Annotated in this window: 23 protein-coding genes; 22 read left to right on the top strand and 1 reads right to left on the bottom strand. The window is 34.5% G+C overall.

Going from position 1 to position 26,924, the window contains the following annotated elements:
* Positions 1-253: 253 nt before the first annotated feature.
* From colA to BAQ49_RS00900, 5 genes are all read left to right on the top strand, one after another.
* Positions 254-3,151 carry a collagenase ColA gene (colA, locus tag BAQ49_RS00920; protein ID WP_071743848.1) on the top strand — a complete coding sequence of 966 codons (2,898 nt, stop codon included), beginning with the start codon at positions 254-256 and terminating at the stop codon, positions 3,149-3,151.
* Positions 3,152-3,395: 244 nt separating this feature from the next.
* On the top strand, positions 3,396-3,944 hold the full coding sequence (locus BAQ49_RS00915) for an NfeD family protein (protein ID WP_071743847.1): 549 nt from the start codon (positions 3,396-3,398) through the stop codon (positions 3,942-3,944).
* 12 nt (positions 3,945-3,956) lie between these two features.
* Positions 3,957-5,531, top strand: coding sequence for a flotillin lipid rafts scaffold protein FloT (locus BAQ49_RS00910; protein WP_071743846.1), 1,575 nt, complete (start codon positions 3,957-3,959; stop codon positions 5,529-5,531).
* Between the two features lie 239 nt (positions 5,532-5,770).
* Positions 5,771-7,375, top strand: a complete 1,605-nt coding sequence (locus BAQ49_RS00905; protein WP_116733410.1) for an ATP-binding protein — start codon at positions 5,771-5,773, stop codon at positions 7,373-7,375.
* A complete protein-coding gene (locus BAQ49_RS00900) occupies positions 7,375-8,067 on the top strand; it encodes a response regulator (RefSeq protein WP_071743844.1) in 693 nt (230 codons plus the stop codon). Before BAQ49_RS00905 ends, BAQ49_RS00900 begins: the two co-directional genes overlap by 1 nt.
* Before the next feature lie 45 nt (positions 8,068-8,112).
* Here BAQ49_RS00900 and BAQ49_RS00895 read toward each other — a convergent pair whose 3' ends face one another.
* Positions 8,113-9,417, bottom strand: a complete 1,305-nt coding sequence (locus BAQ49_RS00895; protein ID WP_071743843.1) for a CitMHS family transporter — start codon at positions 9,415-9,417, stop codon at positions 8,113-8,115.
* 256 nt (positions 9,418-9,673) lie between these two features.
* Here BAQ49_RS00895 and BAQ49_RS00890 point away from each other — a divergent pair, with 256 nt between their 5' ends.
* From BAQ49_RS00890 to BAQ49_RS00810, 17 genes are all read left to right on the top strand, one after another.
* Positions 9,674-9,928 carry a hypothetical protein gene (locus BAQ49_RS00890; RefSeq protein ID WP_071743842.1) on the top strand — a complete coding sequence of 85 codons (255 nt, stop codon included), beginning with the start codon at positions 9,674-9,676 and terminating at the stop codon, positions 9,926-9,928.
* Positions 9,929-10,062: 134 nt separating this feature from the next.
* Entirely contained in the window at positions 10,063-10,566 is a 504-nt protein-coding gene (locus BAQ49_RS00885; protein WP_071743841.1) for a nitrous oxide reductase accessory protein NosL, read from the top strand.
* A gap of 262 nt (positions 10,567-10,828) precedes the next feature.
* Complete coding sequence (locus BAQ49_RS00880) at positions 10,829-11,701, top strand: ankyrin repeat domain-containing protein (protein ID WP_116733409.1); 873 nt, start codon at positions 10,829-10,831, stop codon at positions 11,699-11,701.
* Positions 11,702-11,833: 132 nt separating this feature from the next.
* Positions 11,834-12,532, top strand: coding sequence for a GNAT family protein (locus BAQ49_RS00875; protein ID WP_071743840.1), 699 nt, complete (start codon positions 11,834-11,836; stop codon positions 12,530-12,532).
* Positions 12,533-12,840: 308 nt separating this feature from the next.
* Positions 12,841-13,437, top strand: coding sequence for a glycerol-3-phosphate responsive antiterminator (locus BAQ49_RS00870; RefSeq protein WP_071743839.1), 597 nt, complete (start codon positions 12,841-12,843; stop codon positions 13,435-13,437).
* Positions 13,403-14,500 carry an ABC transporter ATP-binding protein gene (locus tag BAQ49_RS00865; protein ID WP_071743838.1) on the top strand — a complete coding sequence of 366 codons (1,098 nt, stop codon included), beginning with the start codon at positions 13,403-13,405 and terminating at the stop codon, positions 14,498-14,500. The genes BAQ49_RS00870 and BAQ49_RS00865 overlap by 35 nt, the downstream gene beginning before the upstream one ends.
* Positions 14,500-15,432: a carbohydrate ABC transporter permease gene (locus BAQ49_RS00860; protein WP_071743837.1), complete on the top strand. Its 933-nt coding sequence runs from the start codon at positions 14,500-14,502 to the stop codon at positions 15,430-15,432. Before BAQ49_RS00865 ends, BAQ49_RS00860 begins: the two co-directional genes overlap by 1 nt.
* Entirely contained in the window at positions 15,429-16,250 is an 822-nt protein-coding gene (locus BAQ49_RS00855; protein WP_071743836.1) for a carbohydrate ABC transporter permease, read from the top strand. The genes BAQ49_RS00860 and BAQ49_RS00855 overlap by 4 nt, the downstream gene beginning before the upstream one ends.
* 21 nt (positions 16,251-16,271) lie before the next feature.
* Positions 16,272-17,648 (top strand): ABC transporter substrate-binding protein, encoded by a 1,377-nt coding sequence (locus tag BAQ49_RS00850; protein ID WP_071743835.1) that lies wholly within the window; start codon positions 16,272-16,274, stop codon positions 17,646-17,648.
* A 407-nt stretch (positions 17,649-18,055) separates the two neighbouring features.
* Entirely contained in the window at positions 18,056-18,760 is a 705-nt protein-coding gene (locus BAQ49_RS00845) for a metallophosphoesterase family protein (protein ID WP_071743834.1), read from the top strand.
* Positions 18,761-18,972: 212 nt separating this feature from the next.
* On the top strand, positions 18,973-19,644 hold the full coding sequence (locus BAQ49_RS00840) for a response regulator transcription factor (RefSeq protein ID WP_071743864.1): 672 nt from the start codon (positions 18,973-18,975) through the stop codon (positions 19,642-19,644).
* Positions 19,641-20,912, top strand: coding sequence for a sensor histidine kinase (locus tag BAQ49_RS00835; protein ID WP_071743833.1), 1,272 nt, complete (start codon positions 19,641-19,643; stop codon positions 20,910-20,912). The genes BAQ49_RS00840 and BAQ49_RS00835 overlap by 4 nt, the downstream gene beginning before the upstream one ends.
* Positions 20,913-21,148: 236 nt before the next feature.
* Positions 21,149-21,970, top strand: coding sequence for a transporter (locus tag BAQ49_RS00830; protein WP_071743832.1), 822 nt, complete (start codon positions 21,149-21,151; stop codon positions 21,968-21,970).
* Between the two features lie 43 nt (positions 21,971-22,013).
* Complete coding sequence (locus tag BAQ49_RS00825) at positions 22,014-22,742, top strand: C39 family peptidase (protein WP_071743831.1); 729 nt, start codon at positions 22,014-22,016, stop codon at positions 22,740-22,742.
* A gap of 393 nt (positions 22,743-23,135) precedes the next feature.
* Complete coding sequence (locus BAQ49_RS00820; RefSeq protein ID WP_071743830.1) at positions 23,136-24,740, top strand: sensor histidine kinase; 1,605 nt, start codon at positions 23,136-23,138, stop codon at positions 24,738-24,740.
* Positions 24,737-25,444, top strand: a complete 708-nt coding sequence (locus BAQ49_RS00815; RefSeq protein ID WP_071743829.1) for a response regulator — start codon at positions 24,737-24,739, stop codon at positions 25,442-25,444. Before BAQ49_RS00820 ends, BAQ49_RS00815 begins: the two co-directional genes overlap by 4 nt.
* Positions 25,445-25,566: 122 nt before the next feature.
* Positions 25,567-26,913, top strand: coding sequence for a 2-hydroxycarboxylate transporter family protein (locus BAQ49_RS00810; RefSeq protein ID WP_071743828.1), 1,347 nt, complete (start codon positions 25,567-25,569; stop codon positions 26,911-26,913).
* Positions 26,914-26,924: the final 11 nt, after the last annotated feature.

The raw sequence follows: 26,924 nt of genomic DNA, 5'->3' as shown, positions 1-26,924 counted from the left end.
GACATTATCATGGCAGTTTCATTAGAAACATGCATATGATGGTGTCTTTTTTTACGAGAGAAGGGTATTACTGGGGATTTCTAAGTGTATTAGAAATGGAAGAAAGCAGATTATTGTCGGGAGATAAAGGTTGATTTGTTGACGATATGTACAAATTATAGGAAGAAATAATATGAAATATTGCATTTTATATTGCTGTATCTAGATTTTATGTTAAATTCTTGGATGGAATATTAAAATAGGGGGCAAGGATATGAACAAGAAATCAAAGATCAATAAAGTGATGCTTAGCATTAGTACAATGGCTTTATCGTTAGGGGCACTTCAAACTCATGCAGCAGCGGAAGAAAAAATACCGTATAACGTGTTGAAAACGAAACCGGTTGGAATTGAAAAGCCGGTAGATGAAGTTGGACATATTTCAAAAGTTGATGAAACTTTATCATTTCAAGAACGTTTAAAAGTAGGAGATTTTTCACAGCGACCAGCATCTATTACGAAGAAAACTGCAGTAAAGCAAGTTAAAGAAAGCTATTCAATGGCTGATTTAAACAAAATGAATGATCAAGAATTAGTTGAAACATTAGGTAGTATTAAGTGGCACCAAATTACAGACCTATTCCAGTTTAATGAAGATGCAAAGGCTTTTTATAAAGATAAAAGAAAAATGCAAGTCATTATAGATGAATTAGCTCATAGAGGTAGTACATTTACGAAAGATGATTCAAAAGGAATTCAAACGTTTACTGAAGTGTTGCGTTCCGCTTTTTATCTTGCATTTTATAATAGTGAATTAAGCGACTTAAATGAAAGAAACTTCCAGGATAAATGTTTACCTGCTTTAAAAGCAATCGCAAAAAATCCAAACTTTAAGCTTGGTACAGTTGAACAAGATACAGTCGTATCTGCATACGGTAAATTAATTAGTAATGCTTCAAGCGATGTTGAAACGGTTCAATACGCATCGAATATTTTAAAGCAATACAATGATAATTATACTACTTATGTAAATGATCGAATGAAGGGACAAGCAATATACGATATGATGCAAGGTATTGACTATGATATACAGTCGTACTTAACTGAGGCTCGTAAAGAAGCGAATGAAACGATGTGGTATGGAAAAGTAGATGGGTTTATTAATGAAATAAATCGTATTGCTCTTCTAAATGAAGTAACGCCAGAAAATAAATGGCTCGTTAATAATGGCATTTATTTTGCTAGCCGTTTAGGGAAGTTTCATAGCAATCCAAATAAAGGATTAGAGGTTGTTACACAAGCAATGCATATGTACCCGCGTTTAAGTGAGCCATATTTTGTTGCGGTAGAACAAATTACAACAAATTATAATGGTAAAGATTATAGCGGGAATACAGTAGATTTAGAGAAAATACGTAAAGAAGGAAAAGAGCAATACTTACCAAAAACGTATACATTCGACAATGGCTCAATTGTGTTCAAAACAGGAGATAAAGTATCAGAAGAAAAAATTAAGAGACTATATTGGGCTGCGAAGGAAGTAAAGGCACAGTATCACCGTGTAATTGGAAATGACAAAGCGTTAGAGCCAGAAAATGCGGATGATGTATTAACGATCGTAATTTATAATAGTCCAGATGAATATCAGTTAAATAGACAATTGTATGGATATGAAACAAACAACGGTGGAATTTATATTGAAGAGACAGGTACATTCTTTACATATGAGCGTACACCAGAGCAAAGTATTTATAGTTTAGAAGAGTTATTCCGTCATGAATTTACTCATTATCTGCAAGGGAGATATGAAGTTCCTGGTTTATTTGGAAGAGGAGATATGTATCAAAATGAAAGGCTAACTTGGTTCCAAGAAGGAAATGCAGAGTTTTTCGCAGGATCTACTCGTACGAATAACGTTGTACCAAGAAAGAGTATAATTAGCGGATTATCATCTGATCCTGCAAGCCGTTATACAGCAGAGCGTACACTATTTGCTAAATATGGTTCTTGGGATTTCTATAACTACTCGTTCGCATTGCATTCTTACTTATATACTCATCAATTTGAAACGTTTGATAAAATTCAAGATTTAATTCGTGCGAATGATGTGGGAAATTATGATACGTATCGTGAGACCTTAAGTAAAGATTCTAAGTTAAATAAAGAGTATCAAGAGTATATGCAGCAGTTAATTGATAATCAAGATAAGTACAATGTGCCGGAAGTAGCAGATGATTATTTAGCTGAACATGCACCAAAAGCATTAACAGAAGTGAAGAAAGAAATTAGTGAAACGTTGTCTATGAAAGATACAAAAATGACAAAGCATACATCTCAATTCTTTAATACATTTACATTAGAAGGCACGTTTACAGGTAGTGTAACAAAAGGTGAGTCAGAAGACTGGAAAGCAATGAGTAAAAGAGTAAATGAGGCCTTAGAACAATTGACGCAAAAAGAATGGAGTGGCTACAAAACGGTTACAGCATACTTCGTTAATTATCGTGTGAATAGTTCAAATGAATTTGAATATGATGTAGTCTTCCATGGTATCGCAAAAGATGAAGGAGAAAATAAAGCTCCGACGGTTAATGTAAACGGGCCTTATAATGGGGTTGTAAAAGAAGTAATTCAATTCAAAAGTGATGGATCAAACGATGAAGATGGAAAAATCATTTCTTATTTATGGGATTTTGGAGACGGCAAAACAAGTAAAGAAGTTAATCCAGTACATGCATATGAAAGAGAAGGAACTTATAAAGTAGCGTTAAGAGTAAAAGATGATAAAGGAAAAGAGAGTAGAAGCGAAACAACTGTTACAATTAAAGATGGAAGTGTAACAGAATCAGAACCAAATAATCGTCCAGAAGAAGCAAATCGTATTGGGCTAAACACTACTATAAAAGGTAGCCTTATCGGCGGGGATCATACCGATGTTTATACATTTAATGTCGCATCAGCGAAAGATATCGATATTTCTGTTTTAAATGAGTATGGAATCGGGATGACATGGGTACTTCACCATGAATCAGATATGCAAAATTACGCAGCTTACGGTCAAGCTAATGGAAATCATATAGAAGCAAAACTTAATGCAAGATCAGGTAAGTATTACTTGTATGTATATAAATATGATAATGGTGATGGAACATACATATTATCAGTAAAATAAATACTCTTCCAATGTATGTTTAACTTTACTTTTTGTGGAAAATAATATATTATATAGATATACAATATATCGGTTATTTACTAGGAGGAGCCTGTCACAATAGGTTTCTCCTGTTCTTTTTTAGAGACCTGTCTTACAGGTTTTTCTTTAAAAGATAAATAACTGAAAATTAAGATTAATAATCTTTGAAAGAGGTGGGGCATACACATAACAAAAAAGGATTGTTTAAGAAAGGGGGATAAAAATGATCTTGTTCGGTTATCCACTTGAGACAATTTATTTATATGGATTTATAATTGCAACTATACTTACTGTTATTTATATTTTCTTTGGAGATATACTTGAATCAATATTTAGCTTTGGAGGCGGATCTGTATCTGTTGTAACGTTGCTACTTAGTTTTTTCGCCATGTTATGTGGACTTAGTTATATAGGAGAATATTTATACTCCTATAACAGTCTCGTTATTTTCGGGGCCTCATTTGCTATATCTTTTATCGGTGTTTTCATAATGAAAATACTAATTTTAAAACCAATTGCAGAAGCAGAACAAAATACTGTCCAACGCATGGATGAATTTATCGGATGCAAGGGAGAAGTCATTACTACAATCCCTAGAGAAGGGTTTGGTGAAGTATTAATCTCCTCCCAATTTGGAAGTAATGCAATACCAGCTAGAACAATTGGAAAAAAAGATATTTCACAAGGAACTGAGGTCATTATCGAGGGAGTTCAAGATGGTGTTTTACTTGTACAAAACATCGCTTATTCTTTAAAGAAACCAAAATTATAAGGGGGAATTTACATGACGATTCCATTAATTATCGGTGGAGTTTTACTCGCAATTTTACTTCTACTCATTTTAGTATTCATTACGAAGTATCGTACAGTTGGTCCAGATGAAGCGTTAATTGTAACAGGGAACTGGCTTGGCGGTGGAAAGAATGTCGTTACCACTGATGATGGAAAGAAGATTAAGATTATCCGCGGGGGCGGTACATTCGTAGTTCCAATTATGCAAAGAGCAGAGCCTTTAAGCCTATTAAACTACAAATTAGAAGTTGGTACACGTGATACGTATACGAAGCAAGGTGTACCGATTACAGTAAATGGTGTTTCTATTATTAAAGTAGGATCGACAATTGAAGAAGTATCTACAGCAGCTGAACAATATTTAGGAAAAGAAACAGAAGAATTGAAAATAGAAGCGAAAGAAGTTTTAGAAGGGCATCTCCGTGCTATTTTATCTTCTATGACAGTAGAAGATGCTTATAGTAATAGAGAGCAATTTGCTCAAAAGGTACATGAAGTAGCTTCAACTGATTTGAAAAAGATGGGGCTTCGCATCGTTTCCTTTACAATTAAGGAAATAATGGATAAGAACGGTTACTTAGATGCACTTGGTCAGCCACAAATTGCGATGGTTAAACGTGATGCAACAGTTGCGAATGCAGAGCGTGAAAAAGAAGCACGTATTGAAAAAGCTCGTGCAGAGAAAGAAGCGAAAGAAGCAGAGTACCAGCGTGATGCACAAATCGCTGAAGCTGAAAAACATAAAGAATTAAAAGTACAATCTTATAAGCGAGAGCAAGAACAAGCTCGCGCAGATGCGGATCTTTCTTACGAATTACAACAAGCGAAAGCGCAACAAGGTGTTACAGAAGAGCAAATGCGCGTTAAAATCATTGAGCGTGAAAAGCAAATTGAGTTAGAAGAAAAAGAGATTGCGCGTCGTGAAAAGCAGTATGACGCAGAAGTAAAGAAAAAAGCAGATGCAGATCGCTATGCTGTTGAGCAATCAGCTGAAGCTGAAAAAGTAAAACAAATTAAAAAGGCAGATGCGGATCAATATAAGATTGAAGCTGAAGCAAGAGCACGTGCAGAAGAAGTACGTGTAGAAGGTTTAGCAAAAGCAGAAATTGAAAAAGCGCAAGGTCAAGCGAAAGCGGAAGTACAAAAAGCGCAAGGTACAGCGGAAGCAGATGTTATTAGGTTAAAAGGTTTAGCAGAAGCAGAAGCGAAACAAAAAATTGCAGAGGCGTTTGAATTATATGGTCAAGCGGCAATTATGGATATGGTTCTTAAAATGCTTCCAAGTTACGCGAAAGAAATTGCAAGCCCACTTAGCAATATTGATAAAATTACAGTTGTTGATACAGGCGGCGGTGGTAAGAATAGCGGTGCCGGAAAGGTTGCAGGCTATGCGACTGATTTAATGGCAACAATGCAAGAAACGTTAAAAGCTTCTTCTGGCATTGATTTAAAAGAATTACTAGAAGGATTCGCTGGAAAAGGTGCCGTGCAACAACTATCAAATGATAAACCTGTAGTATCAGTAGTAGAAGGTGAGAAAAAAGAAGTGAAAAAAGATAAAGAATAGTAAGACGGAAAGAACCTCTAGTAAATGGCAGTAGAATTACAAGAAATGATTGATAAATTTAAAGTGTAATAACAATTATTAAGAAACGAGGTAGTAATTTTACTTCGTTTCTTTTTTTATGTAGATAAAGATAAAGATAAAGATAAAGAAATATATAGTAACCGTGTTATGATTAAACGTGATAATAAAAAACTGTATTTTCTTTAAATTCTATCTTTAGTCATGTTAGGGGAATGGTTTTGAAATTTAAAAAATTAAAACTACAACCGAGAATTACATTAACTATTAGTACACTTATTCTTGTTGTACTTCTGTTAACGAGTTATTTATTTTATTACATATTATCTGAAACAGTAGAAGAGCAAATTGGCAAAAGGGCTTTGCATGTTGCGAAAACAGTTGCAGCCATACCAGAAATCGGGGAAGCTTTCCAAAAAGAAAATCCATCTTCTATTATTCAGCCGATTGCAGAAAAAATTCGAATTGATACAGATGCTGATTTTATTGTGGTTGGAAATAAAGAAGGGATTCGTTATGCACATCCTAAGAAAGATAAAATAGGCGAAGCAATGGTTGGTGGAGATAACAAAGGAGTGCTATTAGAAGGGAAATCTTACGTTTCGAAAGCAACGGGATCATTAGGACCTTCGTTACGCGGAAAAGTTCCAATCCGTAATCAGGATAATAAAATTATAGGCGTAGTATCTGTTGGGTTTTCAATGGATGATATTCATGGAGCGATAGAAGTATATGGGAAGCGTGTATTTTGGATTACAATAATCGGTTTGTTAATGGGGATAGTTGGTTCTATATATTTAGCTGGAAGCATAAAAAGAATGATGTTTGGGATGGAACCAGAAGAAATTTCATCTTTGTATGAAGAGCATAGTACAGTGATTCAATCTGTACGAGAAGGGATTATCGTAATTGATAAAAAGGGCATGATTAGTTTAGTCAATCAAGCAGCCTACGATATTCTTTCGCTAGACAAACAAAAAAATATCATTGGATCATTTATTTTAAATATAATTCCTAACTCATCCATACTGGATGTACTTCAAACTGGTGAAGAACAGTTTGATCGTCAATTAAATATAAAAGGGCAGGCTGTTATTGCTAACCGTCTACCTATTAAAGTAAATAATAAAGTAACTGGCGTCGTATCGAGCTTACGTTTGAAATCTGAAATGGATCAGTTAACAGCAGAATTATCTCAGACGAAGCAATATACAGAGGCTTTACGGGCACAAACACATGAATACAACAATTTATTGTATACGCTTTCAGGTCTTATTCAATTAGAGTCATATGAAGATGCCTTAGAACTTATTCATAAGGAAACGGCGGTATACCAAGATTTTGTTCAATTTATTATGAAGCGAATTCAAAATCCATGGCTAGGTGGAATTTTAATTGGATTCTATAATAGAGCACGAGAGTTGAAGATTGATTTTGTACTAGATCGAGAAAGTAGTTTAGAAAAGTTAAGTCCACATATTGAGAGCAATTATGTCGTTTCGATTTTAGGAAATTTAATTACGAATGCATTTGAAGCAATTGAAATAAGTCAAGAGCATGATAAGAAAGTTAGAATGTTTGTAACAGATATCGGCAAAGAAATATTAATTGAAGTAGAAGATTCAGGGCAAGGGGTTCATGATGAAATAATTACTAGCATATTCTATAAAGGTTTTTCAACGAAAGAAGGAGAAAAGCGAGGATATGGATTAGCAAAGGTAAAAGAGTTAGTAGAAGATTTAAATGGAAGTATTGCAATCGAAAAAGGGGATTTAGGTGGTGCATTATTTATTATTGCATTACCGAAAGAGAGAGGCGAGTTGTAATGGGTGAGGAGATTGAAGTATTGATTGTAGAAGATGATATTCGGATTGCGGACATTCATCGTCGTTTTACTGAAAAAATTGAAGGGTTTAAAGTGATTGGAACAGCAACGACCGGAGAACAAGCGAAAGAATGGCTAGAACTTGTGAAGCCACAGCTTGTTTTATTAGATGTGTACTTACCTGATATGCAAGGAACGGAACTTGTCACATATATTAGGCATTATTTACATGATACAGACATTATTATGATTACAGCTGCGTCGGAAACAGATGTAGTACGACATGCTTTACGAGGCGGAGTAACAGATTATATCGTAAAGCCACTTATGTTTGACCGATTTAAAGCAAGTTTGGAAAGTTACCAAAAAAAGATTGTGCAGTTAAAGAAAAATAATCAATTATCTACAGAACAAATTGAACATTTATGGTCTCAAAGGGGCGTGAAGGGAAATCCAATCGAATACGCTCCAAAAGGAATAGATCCTTTAACTTTAGCGAAAATAAAAAAGCATATGTTAACAGTTAATGAAGAAGGAATTACCGCAGAAGTGTTAAGCTCAATGGTCGGGGTAAGTCGATCAACAGCGAGGCGCTATTTAGAGTATTTAATATCTGGAAAGAAAGTACATGCAGAGCTTATATATGGAAGTGTAGGGAGACCAGAGAGAAGGTATTTTCTTGTTTCTTCATAACAAAAAACAGTAGAGGATTGCATTTTCTCTACTGTTTTTTGCTTCTTATATTGGAATAATCCCAATTACAATTCCAGTAATCAACATCACCATTGTAGTTCCAACAGCCCATAATAAAGTAAAGCGTTGGTGTTCACCAAAATCAACTTTTGCCATTCCGACTAATAAATAAGTGGAAGCAACGAGTGGGCTTAATAAATGAACGGGTTGACCGAGCAAGGAAGCACGTCCCATTTCAGCTGCGCTAACTCCGTAAGCAGCAGCCGCTTTTGTTAAAATAGGTAATACACCGAAGTAAAAAGCATCGTTGGACATGAAAAATGTAAACGGCATACTTAGAAGAGCTGTAATAATTGGAAGCTGGGGTCCAAGTGCATCTGGTATGAGAGTAACTACACTTTGAGCCATCGCATCTACCATTTTTGTTCCAGATAGAATACCTGTGAAGATTCCAGCAGCGAATACGAGAGAAACAACCGCTAAGACGTTTCCAGCATGAGAAGCAATACGTTCTTTCTGTTGTTCTAAGTTCGGATAGTTAATCATAACAGCAATAGCAAAAGCGACTGTAAATAAAACAGGTAACGGCATAACTTCTAGTATGAGACAGACGAGAAGAGCGACGGTTAATAAAAAGTTAATCCATAGCAGTTTAGGGCGTTTATGCACGGCAGCTTCTACTGTGGCAGCTTGCTCATCCATTGTTTGCATTTGTTTTAAATATTGTACATCCATAATGCCTAAACGTTTTCTTTCTTTTTTTCCAAGATAGTAGGCAACGAAAACTACCCAAATTGCACCAGCAATCATTCCTGGTATAAGTGGTGTAAAGAGCTCTGATGCATCTAGTCCAAGTGCACTCATAACTCGAGCAGTTGGTCCACCCCAAGGTGTAAGATTTGTCACACCTGCCCCTAACATAACAACCCCAGCTAATATAAGTGGATTCATTCCGAGACGTTTATATAATGGGTACATTGCGGAAACAGTAATCATATACGTTGTTGTTCCGTCCCCATCTAATGAAACGATAATAGTAAGAATAGCTGTACCAACAACAATTTTTAAAGGATCCCCTTTTACAAATTTTAATATTTTACTAATGACAGGATCGAATAAACCGCTATCAATCATAATTCCAAAATATAAAATGGCAAACATAAGCATAATACCGGTAGGTGCTAATTTTTGAATACCCTCTAACATCATAGGACCCATGTCTGCATAAAAGCCGCCAATTAATGCGAAAGTAATTGGAATTAATATTAATGCTACTAATGCTGACATACGTTTCGTCATAATTAAAAACATAAAGACAAATACCATTGCAAATCCAAGTAGAGCTAACATTTGATCTCCCCCTCAAAAAAAATGATTACGCTTTCAAAATAAATCAAAAATTCAGAATAAGGTTTTTTGTTTATCATAAAAGCATCTATTCAAATGGTAAATAATTTGAAAAATAACACCATTAGAAGCATAATTTTTATTTTGGTCATATTGTTCACGAAGGTAATTTTGAATTTTTAAAAATATGATTTACTTCTAACAAGAATGATAGAATAAGGTGAAAATAGTGAAGTGCGAAGTAGGGAGTAGATTTTGAATGGAAACGAGAATAGAAGAAGTTTATAGTTCTTATGAGGGGAAAATAGAAGAGATTTTTGTTAATGAATCTTCTTACGTATATGAGTGGGAAAAATTAATGATGATTCGAAAAAATAACGGTGAGCTTGAAAAAGTCGCGGTCGGTATCAGTGGAAATATAAGATTAGTAAATGTAGAAGTTGGGCAGAAAATTAATACAGATACATTATTAGTTAAGTTAGAAGATGATTTATTAATTACAGGCTGTGAATGATGAGAGATGTGTAGAAATAGCTACACATCTTTTTTGTTTCCTATATTACAAAAAGCACATTGTTTTTTCACAAATCCCACACAAGTTTTTGATATTCTCCTTGTGGAGTATACGGTTTTTAGGGAGGAATAGTGATGAGAATAAAGTATGTTGTGCTTGCTATATGTTTATGTTTCTTATTTACGATAGTGGGATGTGGGAAAAAGGAAACAACAGCTGTGGCAATTGATGAGAAACATGATAAGTGTGATATTTGCCAAATTGGGGTAACGGATAATCAATTTGCAACAGAAATCATTTTAGAAAATGGAAAAGCTTTAAAGTTTGATGATATTGGTTGTATGTATAAATGGATGGAGATTAATTCAGGTGAAAAGACGAAAGAAAAATTTGTTCGAGATTATGATTCGAAAGATTGGATTTCGTTAGAAGATGCCACTTACGTATATGATAAAACAATAACGACACCAATGGATTATAATGTAATTTCTTTTAAAAATAAAAAAGATGCAGAGAGTTTTGTATCTAACTATAAGGGGAAAGTTCTTTCGTATAAAGAGCTAACAGAGCATAAATGGGAAATGAATAAAGAGATGATGGGGAAACCGAAAACAGGGAATCACGGTGGGCATCATTAATAATAGAAAAAGACAACTATATAGTTGTCTTTTTCTATTATTAATGAGATGAAAATAAGAGGATAAAAGGTGTAAAATATTTAAAAGAACGGTTACAATGGAATATAGTAACCTAAAGCAATCATTTATGTACTTTTTAGAAATGTATACAAATGCGGTAAAAACGTGCTAAACTAATTGCTTCGCTAATATAGGTTGAGAAACATCGATATAAGTTTAGGATAATCCGATTAAAGAAGGAATCTAAAGGGCTTATGGATAAATGTACTCAAGAAGAATTATTGTATGTGATGGAGGAATGGTTAAGAAAACATTATCTTTCATAGGAGCTGTAGTTGTGAGAAAACAAAAAATTTTATTATGTATGTTATTAGGACTTTTAATGACGGTAGTGGCTTGCGATAAGCAAGAAGAGCCAGAATCAAAACCGGTTCATGTGAAAAACGAAAAGAAAAAAGAAAAGCATAAAGAACAGGAAGAATTTAAAGAAGAAAAAAGTATAAATTTAATGGACAAACAGTTGCTACTTTCTGCGACACTTGGAGACACAGAAACAGCTATGAAGCTGATCCAAGATGGAGCGAATATCAATGTAGAAGGTGACAACGGAGAAACGCCTGTCCTTGCAGCGACGTATCAAAATCATGTAGAAACAGTTAAAGCATTAATTGGTGCAGGTGCTAATATTGAAATTAAAGATGAGAAACAAAGCAATCCACTTCTTTATGCAAGTAGAGAAGGATATACGGATATTGTAAAAGTATTAATTAATGCAGGAGTTAATACGAAAGAAACGACTAAGTCAGGTGGAACAGCACTTATTTCTGCATCTGAGCGTGGCCATGTAGAGGTTGTTAAAGAATTATTAGAGCATACAGATATTGATGTGAATTATAAGAATGAACGTGGTGGAACAGCTTTATTAGAAGCAATTGTATTAGGAAATGGTAGTGAAAGTCATAAGAAAGTAATTCAAATGCTTATTGACCACGGGGCAGATATAAATATGGCCAATAAGGAAAATATTACGCCGCTGCAATATGCTGAAAAAAGAGGTTTTAAAGATATTGCGAATATGTTGAGGATAGCTGGAGCGAATGAAGTAGTACAGCCGCAACCACAACTAGCGGAATAACAAGTACGAAATAATCCCATTTAGATAGACAGAATGAAGAAGTCATTTTAGTATGATGGATTCAGTAATGTGTATTTAAATGGGATTTTTGTTTTGAAAAAATGGATGGATATTATATCGAGGAGGCTGCAAATGAAATTTTCAGAACTTGAGTTAATAGCAATTCAAGCAGAGGTTTTATTTGTTCATAATCAAGTAGGAAGAATAAAGTGTGTAAATGAAAATGAAAATGAAAATGGAAATGGAAATCTGAAAGCACCACGTTTTTTTCTGAGCAGAACTCGTGAAGGGAATATAACGAGATATCATGATAAACTGCATGATGAAATGGTAAGTAAGATCGAGAAATTAATTCGAGAACATTCAAAACATATAGAGATAGCAAAAATCATTAAAGTATTAAATGAAGAGAGAACGGTGGAGAATATTTGGGTGGGTCCTGCTTACATGTTTCCAAATAATTTAATTAAGCCAACTAGAACAATACGAATAACAGAGAAGAATAAAGAGCTTTTGCGAGAAAATTTTCCTAATCTAATAGAACAGATGGAATGGAGGCAACCTTATTTTGCAATTGTAAAAAATGAAAAAGTAGTTTCTATATGTTGCAGTGCCAGAAGTACGCCCGTAGCTGCTGAGGCAAGTGTGGAAACTTTAGCGGAGTTTCAAGGGAATGGATATGGTGTTGATGTCGTTACAGCCTGGGCAATATCAATACAAGAGGAAAAGCGCATTCCGCTTTATAGCACCTCTTGGGATAACTTTGCTTCGCAAGCAGTGGCAAGAAAACTAAAACTCATTAATTATGGCATGAACTTACATATGGATTGAATTTTAAACATCGTTGCATTTTGTTGGAAAATATTCGTATATATAAATTAATGTAAATGGTGATGTGGTGAATATTTACGTTCGATTAACACCTAATTAACAATTTATCAAAACTGACTTAATAAATGCGTAATATAGTAAAGATAACAAAATAACTAGGGTAGAGAACATTTGAGAACACCCGCTTACATATAACGTGCTACTTTCTTAGGTGTGCTCTATTCCCTAGAGTTCAAATAAGGAGAAAGGTGTTCTATGTAAGTAGGTGTTTTTAGTTTGGATAAAAATAGAAAAGCTAGGTGGAATGAATGTTTAAAGAACCTTATACTGCGATGATAAAGGATTGGGAAGGGTATAAAGCATACAAAAAATTACCGAAAACAGTTTTTCTTATGACGGGTTCAATGCTGGAGTTACCAGAGCGTGTATATGAATTACAGAAACATGGACATGATGTATTTCTTCATTGTGATTTTATACAAGGTTTAAATACGAATGCAGAGGAAGCTCTTTTGTATATTCAAGATGTTATCGGAGCACAAGGTATTATTTCAACAAAGGGATCGACAATTCGAAATGCCAATAAAATTGGATTAAAAACGATTCAACGTATTTTTATTGTCGATACTTTATCTCTTACAAAATCAATTGAAAATTGTAAAACGACTAAACCAAATGCGGTAGAGATTATGCCTGGAATTATGCCTTCTATCATTAAACAGCTAGCAGGGGAAATAGAATTTCCTATTATTGCAGGTGGATTGATTCAAACGCGGGAAGATGCGGAAATTGCCATTCGTGCAGGAGCAAGTGCGATTTCAACGAGTCATTATGAAGTATGGATACAAGAAGAAAAAGGAGTGCAACCTTGTGATCGAATTGAAAGATATTTCAAAGGTATATAAAAATGCGGAAGAGACAGCGGTTAAAGACGTATCGGTTCATATTAAGAAGGGAGAATTTTTTGTTTTAGTTGGACCTTCGGGATGTGGAAAAAGTACATTACTACGAATGATCGCTGGCTTAGAAGAAATTTCTTCGGGAGATTTAATGATTAATGAACGTGTTGCAAATGATTTGGAGCCGAAAGACCGTAATCTATCAATGGTATTTCAAAATTATGCATTATATCCACACCTAACTGTAGAAGAAAATATTTTATTTGGACTTAAGGTAAGGAAAGTACAAAAAGAAGAGCGACAAAAACGATTAATGGAAGCTATTAAAATGGTAGGACTGAAAGAGTATGTGAAAATGAAACCGGGCCAATTATCAGGCGGACAAAGACAGCGTGTTGCGCTTGCCAGGGCGATCGTGAGTCAAGCACCGATTTGTTTAATGGATGAACCACTTTCAAATTTAGATGCGAAATTACGTGCGCAAATGAGGATTGAAATTAGAGAAATTCAGCAACGACTAGGAATTACGATGATTTACGTTACTCACGATCAAATAGAAGCGATGACTATGGGAGATCGTATCATGGTCTTAAATAAAGGAAGTATACAGCAAGTTGGAACACCGCTTGATATATATAACGAACCAGCAAACGAATTTGTTGCAAGTTTTATAGGTTCTCCTTCTATGAATATAAATGATGGAGAAGTGGATAAAGAAAAAGGCGTATTACATATAGGGCAATTACAAATTCCATTATCTATTGGACAGTTAAAGCAATTACCAAAAGGAACAATTCGAGTAGGTATGCGTCCTGAGCATATTGCATTGTCTGAGGAAGGACAAGAAGTTACGCTACAATCTATAGAAGTATTAGGAAATGAATCTATATTAAACTTTGCGGTAAATGGTGCAACTTGGAGTGCGAAAGTTATCGGGCAGTTACTTCTGAACAAAGGTGACAAAGTAAAATTATTATTCTCACAAGATAAACTATGCTTCTTTCACCAAAATACGAATGAACGATTAAAAGTGATGGCTGAAGAAGAGTTGAAAGTGGTGGCGAAATAATGATTGAAGTAAGTAAGTTACCAGTTCAAACAACAGTGTCAAAAAAGAAGAGTTTATGGGGCAGAACGAAAGATTTAAGAATAGGATTATTGTTTTTGGCGCCATCTATTTTACTATTTTCGATTTTTCTTTTCTATCCATTGTTTAGGACGATTTACTATAGCTTTTATTTAACAGATATACATGGAGAAGCTAATCTTTTCGTTGGCTTAGAAAATTATCAATATTTATTTTCTGATCCTGCTTTCTACAAAAATATAAAGTCAACGTTATTATTTGTTTTATATACAGTGCCTACTAGTATTATATTCGCCTTATTTCTTGCATTACTTGCAAATGAAAAAGTAAGAGGTATTGGATTATTTCGAGTCCTGTTTTCTTCAACAATGGGTATATCAGTAGCTGCTAGTGCAGTGATTTGGCTATTTTTATTTCATCCAAGTGTAGGGTTATTTAATAATATATTGGCCTCTATGAATCTTCCTGCAATCGCATGGTTAACGAGTCCAGAATGGGCACTGTTTTCTGTATCGGTTACAACGGTTTGGGTGAATACAGGATTTGCATTTTTAGTTATATTAGGCGGTTTACAAAATATTGATACGTCTTTATATGAGAGTGCATCTATAGATGGTGCTAGCTATTTATATAAGCTTCGCCGCGTTACATTACCGATGCTATCACCAACTTTATTTTTTATCGTGACAGTAACGTTAATTAGTGCGTTCCAAAGCTTTGGACAAATTGATATTTTAACGCACGGTGGACCAAATGATGCAACGAATTTAATTGTGTACTCGATTTATAAAGAAGCATTTGTAAATCATCAATTTGGAACAGCAAGTGCACAAGCGATGGTATTATTTGTTTTCATTTTCATTGCTACATTACTTCAATTCAAGTTTGCTGAGAGAAAGGTGCATTATAAATGATCGTTAAACAGTGGAAACAAAATTTCCTATTATACATGCTGCTCATTATTAGTGCAGTAATGGTGTTTTTTCCTGTCCTGTATGCGTTTTTAATAAGCTTTATGACACCAGATGATATTCAAATGAGAAGATTATTTCCAACTCAATTTACTTTTGATAATTTCATTAATATTTTTCAAAAAGTACCGCTTTTTACATACTTATATAACAGTTTAATTGTATCGACAGTTGTTATGATTGGACAACTTATTGTGTCAAGCTTAGCGGCTTATGCTTTTGTTTTTCTCCAGTTTAAAGGAAGAAACGTAATTTTCTTCTTGTTTATTTCAACGATGCTTATTCCGTGGGAAGCAACGATGGTACCGAACTTTTTAACGATTCAAAACTTTGGTTGGATCAATAGTTTTGCTGGGATGACAGTGCCGTTTTTTGCAACAGCTTTCGGTATTTTCTTACTACGTCAACATTTTATGACGCTTCCGAATGAACTGAAAGAAGCTGCTTTTATTGAAGGGATTGGAAATGTAAGATTTTTATTTAGCGTTGTAATTCCGTATTGTAAAACGAGTTTTATTACGCTTGGAGTATATAGTTTTTTAACAACATGGAATATGTACTTATGGCCACTTTTAGTGACCACTGATGAAAAAGTAAGAACAGTCCAAATTGGTATAAAGCAGCTTCAGTCTCAAGAAGTTGCGACTGATTGGGGAAGCGTAATGGCCGGTGTTACGGTTATTGTCATTCCAACACTGATTTTACTATTTGTAGGGCAGAAGCAATTACAACAAGGATTAACAAAAGGTGCAATTAAATAACGAAGAGAAGGTGAGATTTAAATGAGTCTAGTTAACAAAGGTGCTGCTCTTTTAATGGCAGCCACAATGGCATTAACCGGGGTAGCTTGTTCAAATAGTAAAACAGAGGGTAAGCCTGAAGCACAGGCAAAAGTAGCTCCAGTTGAAAAGAATGGTGATAAAACTGTAATTCGTTTCTGGCATGCAATGGGTGGAAAAACACAAGGTGTACTAGATGGGCTTGTTGCAGACTATAATAAGTCGCAGAATAAATACGAGATAAAGGCAGAGTTTCAAGGAACATACGAAGAGTCTTTAACGAAGTTTAAAACGATGTCTGCAACGAAAGAAGCGCCAGCTCTTGTTCAATCGAGTGAAATTACAACGAAGTATATGATTGATAGCAAAAAGATTACGCCTATCGATAGCTGGATTAAAAAAGATAAGTACGATACATCAAAATTAGAAAAAGCAATTACGAACTATTATTCAGTTGATGGAAAAATGTATTCTATGCCGTTTAATTCATCTACACCAGTATTAATTTATAATAAAGATGTTTTCGCGAAGGCTGGATTAGATCCAGAGAAAGCTCCGCAAACATATGCTGAGTTAAAAGAAGCGGCGAAAAAGTTAACGATTAAAGAAGGCGGAAATGTAAAGCAGTATGGATTTTCAATGCTGAACTATGGTTGGTTTTTTGAAGAGTTGTTAGCGACACAAGGTGCTTTATATGTAGATAATGAAAATGGTCGTAAAGATGCTGCACAGAAAGCGGTATTTAACGGAAAAGAAGGCCAAAAAGTATTTGGGATGTTAGATGAATTAAATAAAGCTGGTGCACTAGGAAAGTATGGAGCAAGTTGGGATGATATTCGTGCCGCGTTCCAGTCTGGACAAGTTGCTATGTATTTAGATTCTTCAGCTGGTGTTCGTGATTTAATTGATGCATCTAAGTTTAACGTAGGCGTTTCGTATATTCCGTATCCAGAAGATTCAAAGCGAAATGGCGTTGTTATTGGTGGTGCATCATTATGGATGACGAATATGGTTTCAGAAGAAACGCAACAAGGTGCTTGGGACTTTATGAAATATTTAACGAAGCCAGATGTACAAGCAAAATGGCATACAGCAACAGGGTATTTCTCAATTAATCCAGATGCATATAATGAGCCGTTAGTAAAAGATCAATACGAAAAATATCCACAGCTAAAAGTAACAGTAGAACAATTGCAAGCGACGAAGCAATCTCCAGCAACTCAGGGGGCACTAATTAGTGTATTCCCAGAATCAAGAGATGCAGTTGTAAAAGCATTAGAAGCAATGTATGACGGAAAGAATAGTAAAGAAGCTTTAGATGAAGCTGCAAAAGCAACAGATAGAGCAATTAGTATTTCAGCTCGTACGAGTCAAAAATAAGAGAAAGCCGGATCCTTTTTCAGGATGCGGCTTTCTTTATAGGGAGATAAGGGATCAAAGAAATGATGAACTCTTATCTCTTTTATATGAGTAAAGTGTCTAGAACGAATGTTGTCTTTTTCATTATTTATTTAACTCCATTGCAACCTGTTTCCCATTTACGAAAACCTCTGCCACCGCTACTACAACTTCCATCACTTTTTTCATATCTCATCTCTCCTTGTTTTTTGTTTCATTTCTTACTTTTAGTATAAGGAAATGCAGTAACTGCAACTATCGAATTGGATGACAAGAGACTTACATTGTTGTAAGGATAATAGTTTTAGTTTGTAATAAATGTGATTCGGAAATTTCTGTCTTTTTGAATTATAATTAGAAAGAGAATGTTTTAGAAAGAAGGGGATAATATGAAAAGAATTCTTGTTATTAGTGATATTCATGGAGAAATAGAAAAGTTCGAACAATTATTGGAAGAAGCTCACTACGATGCAAAACAGGATCAACTAATTTTGTTGGGGGATTATGTAGATCGTGGCCCGAATGCAAGTGCTGTCATTGAAAAGGTAAAAGAGTTAAAAGAAGAGGGAGCCTTCGTTTTAAAGGGAAATCATGAAGATATGATGATTAAGGCGTTAACGACAGATGAGGAACGTTCATGGAACCATTGGGTAAAAAGGAATGGTGGAGATAAAACGTTATATAGCTATGGATTTGTAGAAGAAGACATTGAGGTTAATGAGGAAAACTTCCAAAAAACGATTTTACAATCTCATATATTAGAGGAACATGTAACGTTTATTCAAGAATTAGATCATTACATTGAAACAGAAGAGTATATCTTTGTACATGCTGGTGTTGAGCCAATGAAACGAGTTTCTGAATCTGAACCATATACGTTAATGTGGATCCGTAATGAGTTTCATAGTGGGTATAGTGGCGAAAAGGTTGTTGTATTTGGCCATACGGAAACAAAGACGCTCCATGGAAATGATAATTGTAATGTGTATTTTGGGGATAACCGTATTATAGGGATTGATGGCGGTGCTGTGTATGGTGGTCAGTTAAATTGTTTGGAGTTGCCGAGTAAAAAGATGTATGTAGTAAAAAATTGAAAGCGATAAGTGAAATCTTATTTCTTTCAATTTTTTATTAAGCAAAATTTAAGAAAGAGCTTTTATAATAAAGGTTCAAAATTCTATATCAAGCAAAACCTTAGAAGGAAATAGTTAAAAATAAAATTACATAATATGATTACATTCTTTCGTTATGAAGAGAAGAAATGTAATAATAAAAAGAGTTGAAATAGATTGTGGAAGGTGAGAATATGCGCTTACTTGTAGTAGAAGATAATGCTTCTTTATTAGAGTCTATTGTCCAAATCTTACGTGATGAGTTTGAAGTAGATACAGCGTTGAATGGAGAAGATGGATTATTTTTAGCACTGCAAAACATTTATGATGCAATCCTACTTGATGTGATGATGCCAGAAATGGACGGATTTGAAGTGATTCAAAAAATACGTGATGAAAAGATTGAAACGCCAGTCCTGTTTTTGACAGCGAGGGATTCTTTGGAAGACCGGGTGAAAGGATTGGATTTTGGTGGAGACGACTATATTGTTAAGCCATTTCAGGCTCCTGAATTAAAAGCGAGAATTCGTGCTTTGCTACGCAGAAGTGGTAGTTTAACGACACAGCAAACTATTCGCTATAAGGGGATTGAACTGTTCGGAAAAGATAAAGACGTTCAAGTGGATGGACAAGGTATTAAGCTGACATTGAAACAATATGAGCTACTAGAGTATCTCATTCAAAATAGCGGTAAGATTTTAATGCGTGAACAAATTTTCGATCGTGTTTGGGGCTTTGATTCAGATACGACAGTAGCAATTGTAGAAGTGTATGTGCATCATTTACGTAAAAAATTAGAACCATTCGGTTATCAGAAAGATATTCAAACCGTTAGAGGTATTGGATATATATTAAAAGAACAATGAAAAAAGGAAGTATGTTTCAAAAAACACGCATTCGTCTGACTATATTAAATTCGTTAGTGTTTATTATATTAATTGGAGTGTTAGGAAGTTTAGTGTATTCATATACATCCAATGAAATTTATAAGGGAGTAGATGAATCGATAAAGGACTTTATTATAAAGATAACGAGAGAAAAGCCACTAGGACCTCCACGATTTGAGGTGGGTAAAGAATTACGTATAGGGGATTCAAAAGCTTTTTACTTAATATGGGACGAAAGTAAGCAATTGCGAGAGATTGATCCGAGAGTTCGAGATCGTAGTTTTCTGGAAGAAAACAAAATAAAGCTATCCCCAAAAAAAATTGGAGATTTCTATGATATAGAAATAAAAGGAAAAAGTTATAGAACCGTGGCAGTCAAAGAAACTATACGTTCGGGAGAGAATGTCACATTTCAAATATTACGTGAAACTACGACTGAAACAGAAGTACTGCGTACATTGTTTTTAATTCTTGTTATTGGTTGTAGCATAGGAAGTCTATGTGCAATAGGTATCGGCTTTTTCCTAGCTGGTAGAGCGCTCATACCTATTCAAAATTCATGGGAAAAGCAGCAACAGTTCGTGTCTGATGCATCACATGAATTAAGGACACCACTTGCAGTTATTCAATCAAAAACGGATGTGTTATTCCAGTCACCATCCGCTACGATAGAAGAAAAGGCGATGGATATCTCTACAATTTCAAAGGAATGTAGGCGATTATCGAAACTAGTTAGCAATTTATTATTGTTAGCGCGTTCGGATTCTAATCAAATTGAGATGGATAAGAAAACATTTGAACTAGATAAATTGTTAGAGGAAATAGTAGATCCATATAAAGAAATTGCCTCTTATCAAGAAAAAGAGATGATATTAACAGTAGAACGTGACATATCGTTTATGGGTGATAGAGAGAGAATCCATCAAATGATGGTCATATTGTTAGATAATGCGATGAAGTATACGAATGAAGGTGGGCATATTCAAATTGATTGCATGCAAACGGGCGGTTCAATTCGTATACAGGTGAAAGATGATGGAATAGGGGTGAAAGAAGAGGATATTCCAAAATTATTTAATCGTTTTTATCAAGGTGATAAAGCGAGAAGTGCATCAGAAGGTGCCGGATTAGGCCTTTCAATCGCCAATTGGATTGTAGAAAAGCATTACGGAAAAATATCAGTAGAGAGCAAATGGGGAGATGGTACTTGCTTTGAAGTGATTTTTCCTAAAAACCAAAGAATATAAGTGAGAAGACGACCTTGTTTTTACAAGGTCGTCTTTTTTTTAAGGGAAAGTTAAGGAATTGTTTATAGTATGTATTGCATATAGAAAGTTCGTTACAGGAAGAAACGATTATAGAAGTGTATTTGAGTAGATTTTATCAATCATAATGTTACCTCAAGCAGCGATGAGATGTATGTATAGTATTAAAAAAATTATGGGAATGATGGAAAAGACAGTGAAAGAGGGAGGAAGTAAATATGAAAAAGAAAATGATGACGGTATTCACTATTGGAGTAATGAGTTTAAGTATATTAGGGGGTGCCTCTCCTTCTGAAGCACAAAAAGGAAAGACAGATTACGCGCAGCGCAGTAAAGAACAATTAAACAATGGTAAGATACATGCAGTGCATACAGAAGAAAAAGCAGAGAAACTAGGTATTGAAACGGAAGGCAAAGAGCAAATCACGTTAGAAAAAGAAATTCATGAAACGGAAGTAGGAAGAGAAGCAGAACAGTTAGGAATTTCGATTGAAGGAAAAGATGTTGGGACTCTTTCAGAAGAAATCTATGAAACAAAAGTGAAGCAAGAAGCATCAAAATTAGGCATATCTATAGAGAATACATCGATTGTAAATTTAATTACTCAAATTAATACGATTAAAATTAATGAAGAAGCAGATAAATTAGGGATTTCGACAAATGGAAAAGAAATAGAAGACATTGAGGAAGAAATTTACGGAACAAAAGTAAGAGAAGAAGCAGATAAGTTAGGTATCTCTCATAAAGAGAAAGAAATAGAAGAGTTAGTACAAGAAGTGTACGAACAAAAAGTACAAGAAGAAGCAAAAAAATATCATATTGATTTATATGGGAAAGATATATATCAAGTATTAAGAGAAATCAATGAACAAAAGGTAATACAAATGGCGGATGAGCTTGGTATGGATAGAGAGAATTTGAATATTCAAGATTTGGCGGAGAAGATAAATCTTGAACAACCTGAAAAGGGAAAAGAGCTTAAGCTTGTTCCTATGGTTCAAACAGATGCTGATGCGTTTTATTCGTATTTAACGAATTAAAAAGGGCGTGAGGGTGATACGAAAATGGAAGTGGTATATATGTATGGCCGTACTTTGTATAGGGATATGGGGTGCATATACAAATGGAATTACAAAGTATGTGGAGAAAGTAAAGGGGTTACTATTTTCAAGTATACAAAGTCAAAAACGAACAGAGTTTAGTAATAATGATGAAAAAGTCATTTTATCAAATGTGCCTTTAATTCAGCAATTACCAGAGTTAGAGAGAGGCTGCGAAGTAACAAGCTTAGCGATGATGTTACAATATGCGGGTGTTTCTGCAGATAAGATGAAATTAGCAAATGAAATAAAAAAAGTTAACTTTATAGAAGATGGTGTACGCGGGAATCCGAATGAAGGATTTGTTGGGAACATTTATACGTTTTCTGAATCGGGATACGGTGTATATCATGGACCACTTTTTCAGTTAGCGAAAATATATTTACCGAATAAAGCTGTGGATTTAACAGGGAAGAGTATAGAAGAGATTTATAAGAGTGTAAAAGCTGGGCAACCAGTAGTCATGATTACGAATGCAACATTTGCACCACTAGATGAGGATGAATTTACTATATGGGAAACAAATAGTGGAGATGTTTCTATTACCTATAATGAACATTGTGTTGTACTTGTTGGATATGATAAGGAATCTGTATATATTCGAGATCCTCTCAATGATAGCTTAGATGTAAAGGTACCGAGAGAAGACTTTGAACAGGCATGGGTGCAGATGGGGAGCCAAGCAATTAGTTATGTGAAAAGTTCAAAGTAAAGTAAGGGAATAAGGGTATACAGATTATAAAGAAGGTTTTGTGAGAAGTGTTTTAAAGAAGTAAAATTGATAAGAAGAAAGAGAACTTCTATGTATGGAAGTTCTCTTATTTTGTAATTTAAACTTTGAAGAATAATTACATATGTAAAAATGCATAATCAATAAAAAAAATACGTGTTATTATTATATTTTGTTTCTAAAATTAATTGAGCAGCAGAAACAATGAAAGGTTTAGCAGGCGATGAAAATGAAGTAACGAATGCTATTGGTGAAATTGAACAGGTTACAGAAGAACTATAAGAAATTAAAGTATAATAACAGCAAATAAGTAAGGTGAAAATAATATCACCTTACTTATTTTTCTATTCAGCAATTAGGGGAGTTATTAACGGGATGAAAAAAAGAAAAAAACTATGGAATTTATGGAAAACGATTACATTATTAGTGTGCACAGTTGTAATTTTTTCTTTACTCGTAACAGATATTTTAATTAGCCATAATGTTGAACGAACGACAGAGGAAAGCCAGGCGGAGAAGGCAAAAACGATTGCACGTATTGTGGCAAATGATTCTATTGTAATTGATGGGTTGGCGGGGAAGGTAGATCCCTCTTTGATTCAAGTGTATACAAATAAGCTATTAAAGAGTACGGATGTTCAATTTATTGTAGTTATGGATATGGATGGAATAAGAAAATCGCATCCAAATCCTCAAAAAATAGGTCATCATTTTATTGGGGGAGATGAGGGACCTGCATTGAAAGGGAAGGAACATGTATCGCTAGCAGAAGGAACTTTAGGTATTTCAATGCGAGTATTTGTACCAATATTTTCTGAAACAGGTGAACAAATTGGAGCGGTGGCTGTCGGTATTTCAGCAGATAATGTAAAAGAAAGGGTTAAGGAAAGTAGACATATTATTTATATTGGTGTTGGAGTTGGAGTACTAGTCGGAATTATAGGAGCAATATTGCTAGCTAGGCATATAAAGAAAAGCTTATTCGGTCTTGAGCCACACAGGATAGCGAAAATTCTTGAGGAAAGAAATACGATGTTACAATCTGTAAAGGAAGGTATTATCGCTGTAGATAAAGAGGCGAGAGTAACGTTAATTAATAATGAAGCGAAACGGCTATTTAAAAAAAGTGGACTGGAAGAAGATTTTATTGGTAAAGATGTTGAATTGTATATGCCGAATTCACGTATAAAAGAAGTGTTGCAAACAGGAGAGGTACAATTAAACGAGGAACAAAAAATTTATGGGATTACGATTGTTACTAATCGTGTTCCTTTATATGTAAAAGGAGAAATAGTTGGTGCAATTGCAACATTTCGTGATAAAACAGAAATTAGAAAATTGGCAGAAGAACTAACTGGTATTAGGCTATATGCGGAAGCTTTACGGGCACAATCTCATGAATTTATGAATAAAATGCATGTCGTATTAGGGTTAACGCATATGAAACAGTATGAAGAATTGCAGAAATATGTAAGTAGTATGGTATCAGAGCATCAATATGAAATTGGGGGGATTATGAAAAAAATTCAAAGCCCAGTATTTGCTGGATTTTTACTAGGTAAACTTAGTTATGCTAGAGAGAAAAATATAAAGTTAATTATAAAAGAAGATTCTTACTTACCAGAAATATATGATGAACGTATCATTCATGAACTAATCACTATTGTCGGAAATTTAATTAATAATGCATTAGACGCAGTGACAAATTGTGAGAAGAAGCAGGTTGAAATTGGAATACAATATGGGGATACATTAATCATTACAGTACAAGATACGGGGAAAGGCATAAAAGAAGATGAAATTGATGCATTATTTATAAAAGGTTATTCTACAAAGGGTGATAATCGGGGGTATGGTTTGCATCTTGTAAAGGAAAGCATACAGCGAATAAACGGGGAAATTTATGTTCATTCATTGTTAGGAACGGGGACGACAATAACGATTGAAATACCTAAAGGTAGGGATGAGAGGCAAATATGATTAAAGTTTTAATTGTAGAAGATGACCCGATGGTAGCGATGTTAAATACACATTATTTAGAGCAAGTAGGAGGGTTTGAACTTGTTCATGCAGTTAATTCGGTAAAATCGGCGATAGAAGCATTAGAAAAGTCACGAGTAGATTTAGTATTACTTGATATTTTTATGCCTGAAGAGACTGGATTCGAGCTTTTAATGTATATTCGGAATCAAGAAAAAGAAATCGATATTATGATGATTTCAGCTGTACATGATATGGGGAGTATAAAAAAAGCATTACAATATGGGGTTGTGGATTATTTAATTAAACCATTTACATTTGAACGATTTAAAGAGGCATTAACTATATATCGAGAAAAACTCACTTTTATGAAAGAACAACAAAAAATTAGTCAATCGGAATTAGATTCATTAATTTTGCAAAAAGAAAAAAGAGAATCTTTTGTTAATAAAGAACTTCCAAAGGGATTAACGAAGCAAACGTTGCAATTAATTTGGCAGAAGATCGAGTCGCTGAATGGACGAGCTTTTACAACAGATGAAATGGCGCAATTAGTAGGGGTTTCAAGAGTTTCTATTCGAAAGTATGTAATGTTTTTGACTGAAATTGGAGTGTTAGAAAACGAAATGGTGTACCAACATGTGGGAAGACCTGTGAGTAAATTAAGATGCATTGACCAAAATAAAATAGAGTTTTACGTATAAGCGACTTATTATAAGTCGCTTATACTTTTTTTAATTACAAAACCAATTACAAAACTTACAAAAACTATTTTTACTATTGAAAGCGTTTTAATATTGTTATTAAGAAAACAAGGGGGTGCCATATGGAAATTCAAAAGAATGTGGAAGCGGTATCATTTCCTGAGGAGAATGAGGTACAAAGAGAATCGTTTGCTTCTAAAATTATGAATGTAAAAATCGGTGTAATACCTTTACCGTTATATGTAGTATTGGCTGCTATTATTTATGGGGCATCTGTATATAATAAATTGCCAGCAGATATGATTGGTGGATTTGCAGTTATTATGATCATGGGGATTTTCTTAGGTGACATTGGGATGAGAATTCCAATTCTAAAAAACATCGGTGGTCCAGCAATTCTTTCGTTATTTGTTCCATCGTTACTTGTATTTTTTAACTGGATGAATCCAGCTTCAATGGAAGCTGCAACTATGTTAATGAAAAAATCGAACTTTTTATATTTATATATTTCTTGTTTAGTAGTTGGAAGTATTTTAGGAATGAACCGTAAAGTATTAGTACAAGGTTTCGTTCGCATGTTTATTCCTTTAGTGGTAGGGACGCTAGCTTCTATAGCAGTAGGCCTATTAGTAGGTTCACTATTTGGATTTGAAATGAAGCAGACATTCTTCTTTATCATTGTACCAATTGTGAGTGGTGGTATTGGGGAAGGGATTTTACCATTATCGTTAGCTTACGGTGATATTTTAAATGAGCCATCAGCAACATTTGTATCACAACTTATTCCTGCAGCTATTATCGGGAATATGTTTGCAATTGTGAGCGCAGGCTATATGAAGCGTTTAGGTGAGAAGAGACCTGAGCTTAGTGGGAATGGTGTATTAGTAAAAACAGATAATCAGGCAGAGTTATTAAAAGAGCAAAATACAGAAAAACCAATTGATTTCTCATTAATGGGAGCTGGGTTATTGATTGCATGTACGTTCTTCATCTTTGGAGGATTCGCTTCTAAGTTCATCGGTATTCCTGGGGCAATTATTATGATTTTCTCAGCAGCACTTGTGAAGTACTTTAAATTAATGCCAGCAAAAATGGAGCAAGGAGCATTCCATTTATATAAATTTATTTCAAAAAATTTAACATGGCCGTTAATGGTCGGCTTAGGATTGCTATACATTCCGTTAAAAGACGTAGCAGCAGTTCTTTCAGTAGGATATGTTGCTGTGTGTGCATCAGTTGTTCTTACAATGGTAGCATCAGGTTTTCTTGTAGGGAAAGTGATGAAAATGTATCCTGTTGAATCAGCAATTGTAACGGGATGTCATAGTGGTTTAGGTGGAACTGGAGATGTCGCGATTCTATCAGCTTCAAATCGTATGGAATTAATGCCTTTTGCGCAAATTTCAACGCGTTTAGGCGGAGCGGCAGTGGTCGTAACAGCGACAATTTTATTGAAAATGTTTTCATGATCAAAACAAGC

This window comes from Bacillus proteolyticus, from assembly GCF_001884065.1.
GTDB lineage: Bacteria > Bacillota > Bacilli > Bacillales > Bacillaceae_G > Bacillus_A > Bacillus_A proteolyticus.
Note: the sequence above shows the minus strand (reverse complement) of the source record. Positions and strands in the feature narration are given on the sequence as shown.

Bases quoted from the DNA above. Each gene is read 5' to 3' on its own strand.
- BAQ49_RS00910 (WP_071743846.1), top strand. From the start codon at position 3,957: ATGACGATTCCATTAATTATCGGTGGAGTTTTACTCGCAATTTTACTT.
- BAQ49_RS00835 (WP_071743833.1), top strand. From the start codon at position 19,641: ATGAAAAAAGGAAGTATGTTTCAAAAAACACGCATTCGTCTGACTATA.
- BAQ49_RS00825 (WP_071743831.1), top strand. From the start codon at position 22,014: ATGGCCGTACTTTGTATAGGGATATGGGGTGCATATACAAATGGAATT.
- BAQ49_RS00875 (WP_071743840.1), top strand. From the start codon at position 11,834: ATGAAATTTTCAGAACTTGAGTTAATAGCAATTCAAGCAGAGGTTTTA.
- BAQ49_RS00880 (WP_116733409.1), top strand. From the start codon at position 10,829: ATGTACTCAAGAAGAATTATTGTATGTGATGGAGGAATGGTTAAGAAA.
- BAQ49_RS00815 (WP_071743829.1), top strand. From the start codon at position 24,737: ATGATTAAAGTTTTAATTGTAGAAGATGACCCGATGGTAGCGATGTTA.
- BAQ49_RS00855 (WP_071743836.1), top strand. From the start codon at position 15,429: ATGATCGTTAAACAGTGGAAACAAAATTTCCTATTATACATGCTGCTC.
- BAQ49_RS00915 (WP_071743847.1), top strand. From the start codon at position 3,396: ATGATCTTGTTCGGTTATCCACTTGAGACAATTTATTTATATGGATTT.
- BAQ49_RS00850 (WP_071743835.1), top strand. From the start codon at position 16,272: ATGAGTCTAGTTAACAAAGGTGCTGCTCTTTTAATGGCAGCCACAATG.
- BAQ49_RS00900 (WP_071743844.1), top strand. From the start codon at position 7,375: ATGGGTGAGGAGATTGAAGTATTGATTGTAGAAGATGATATTCGGATT.
- BAQ49_RS00810 (WP_071743828.1), top strand. From the start codon at position 25,567: ATGGAAATTCAAAAGAATGTGGAAGCGGTATCATTTCCTGAGGAGAAT.
- BAQ49_RS00830 (WP_071743832.1), top strand. From the start codon at position 21,149: ATGAAAAAGAAAATGATGACGGTATTCACTATTGGAGTAATGAGTTTA.
- BAQ49_RS00845 (WP_071743834.1), top strand. From the start codon at position 18,056: ATGAAAAGAATTCTTGTTATTAGTGATATTCATGGAGAAATAGAAAAG.
- BAQ49_RS00820 (WP_071743830.1), top strand. From the start codon at position 23,136: ATGAAAAAAAGAAAAAAACTATGGAATTTATGGAAAACGATTACATTA.
- colA (WP_071743848.1), top strand. From the start codon at position 254: ATGAACAAGAAATCAAAGATCAATAAAGTGATGCTTAGCATTAGTACA.
- BAQ49_RS00860 (WP_071743837.1), top strand. From the start codon at position 14,500: ATGATTGAAGTAAGTAAGTTACCAGTTCAAACAACAGTGTCAAAAAAG.
- BAQ49_RS00840 (WP_071743864.1), top strand. From the start codon at position 18,973: ATGCGCTTACTTGTAGTAGAAGATAATGCTTCTTTATTAGAGTCTATT.
- BAQ49_RS00890 (WP_071743842.1), top strand. From the start codon at position 9,674: ATGGAAACGAGAATAGAAGAAGTTTATAGTTCTTATGAGGGGAAAATA.
- BAQ49_RS00885 (WP_071743841.1), top strand. From the start codon at position 10,063: ATGAGAATAAAGTATGTTGTGCTTGCTATATGTTTATGTTTCTTATTT.
- BAQ49_RS00895 (WP_071743843.1), bottom strand. From the start codon at position 9,417: ATGTTAGCTCTACTTGGATTTGCAATGGTATTTGTCTTTATGTTTTTA.
- BAQ49_RS00870 (WP_071743839.1), top strand. From the start codon at position 12,841: ATGTTTAAAGAACCTTATACTGCGATGATAAAGGATTGGGAAGGGTAT.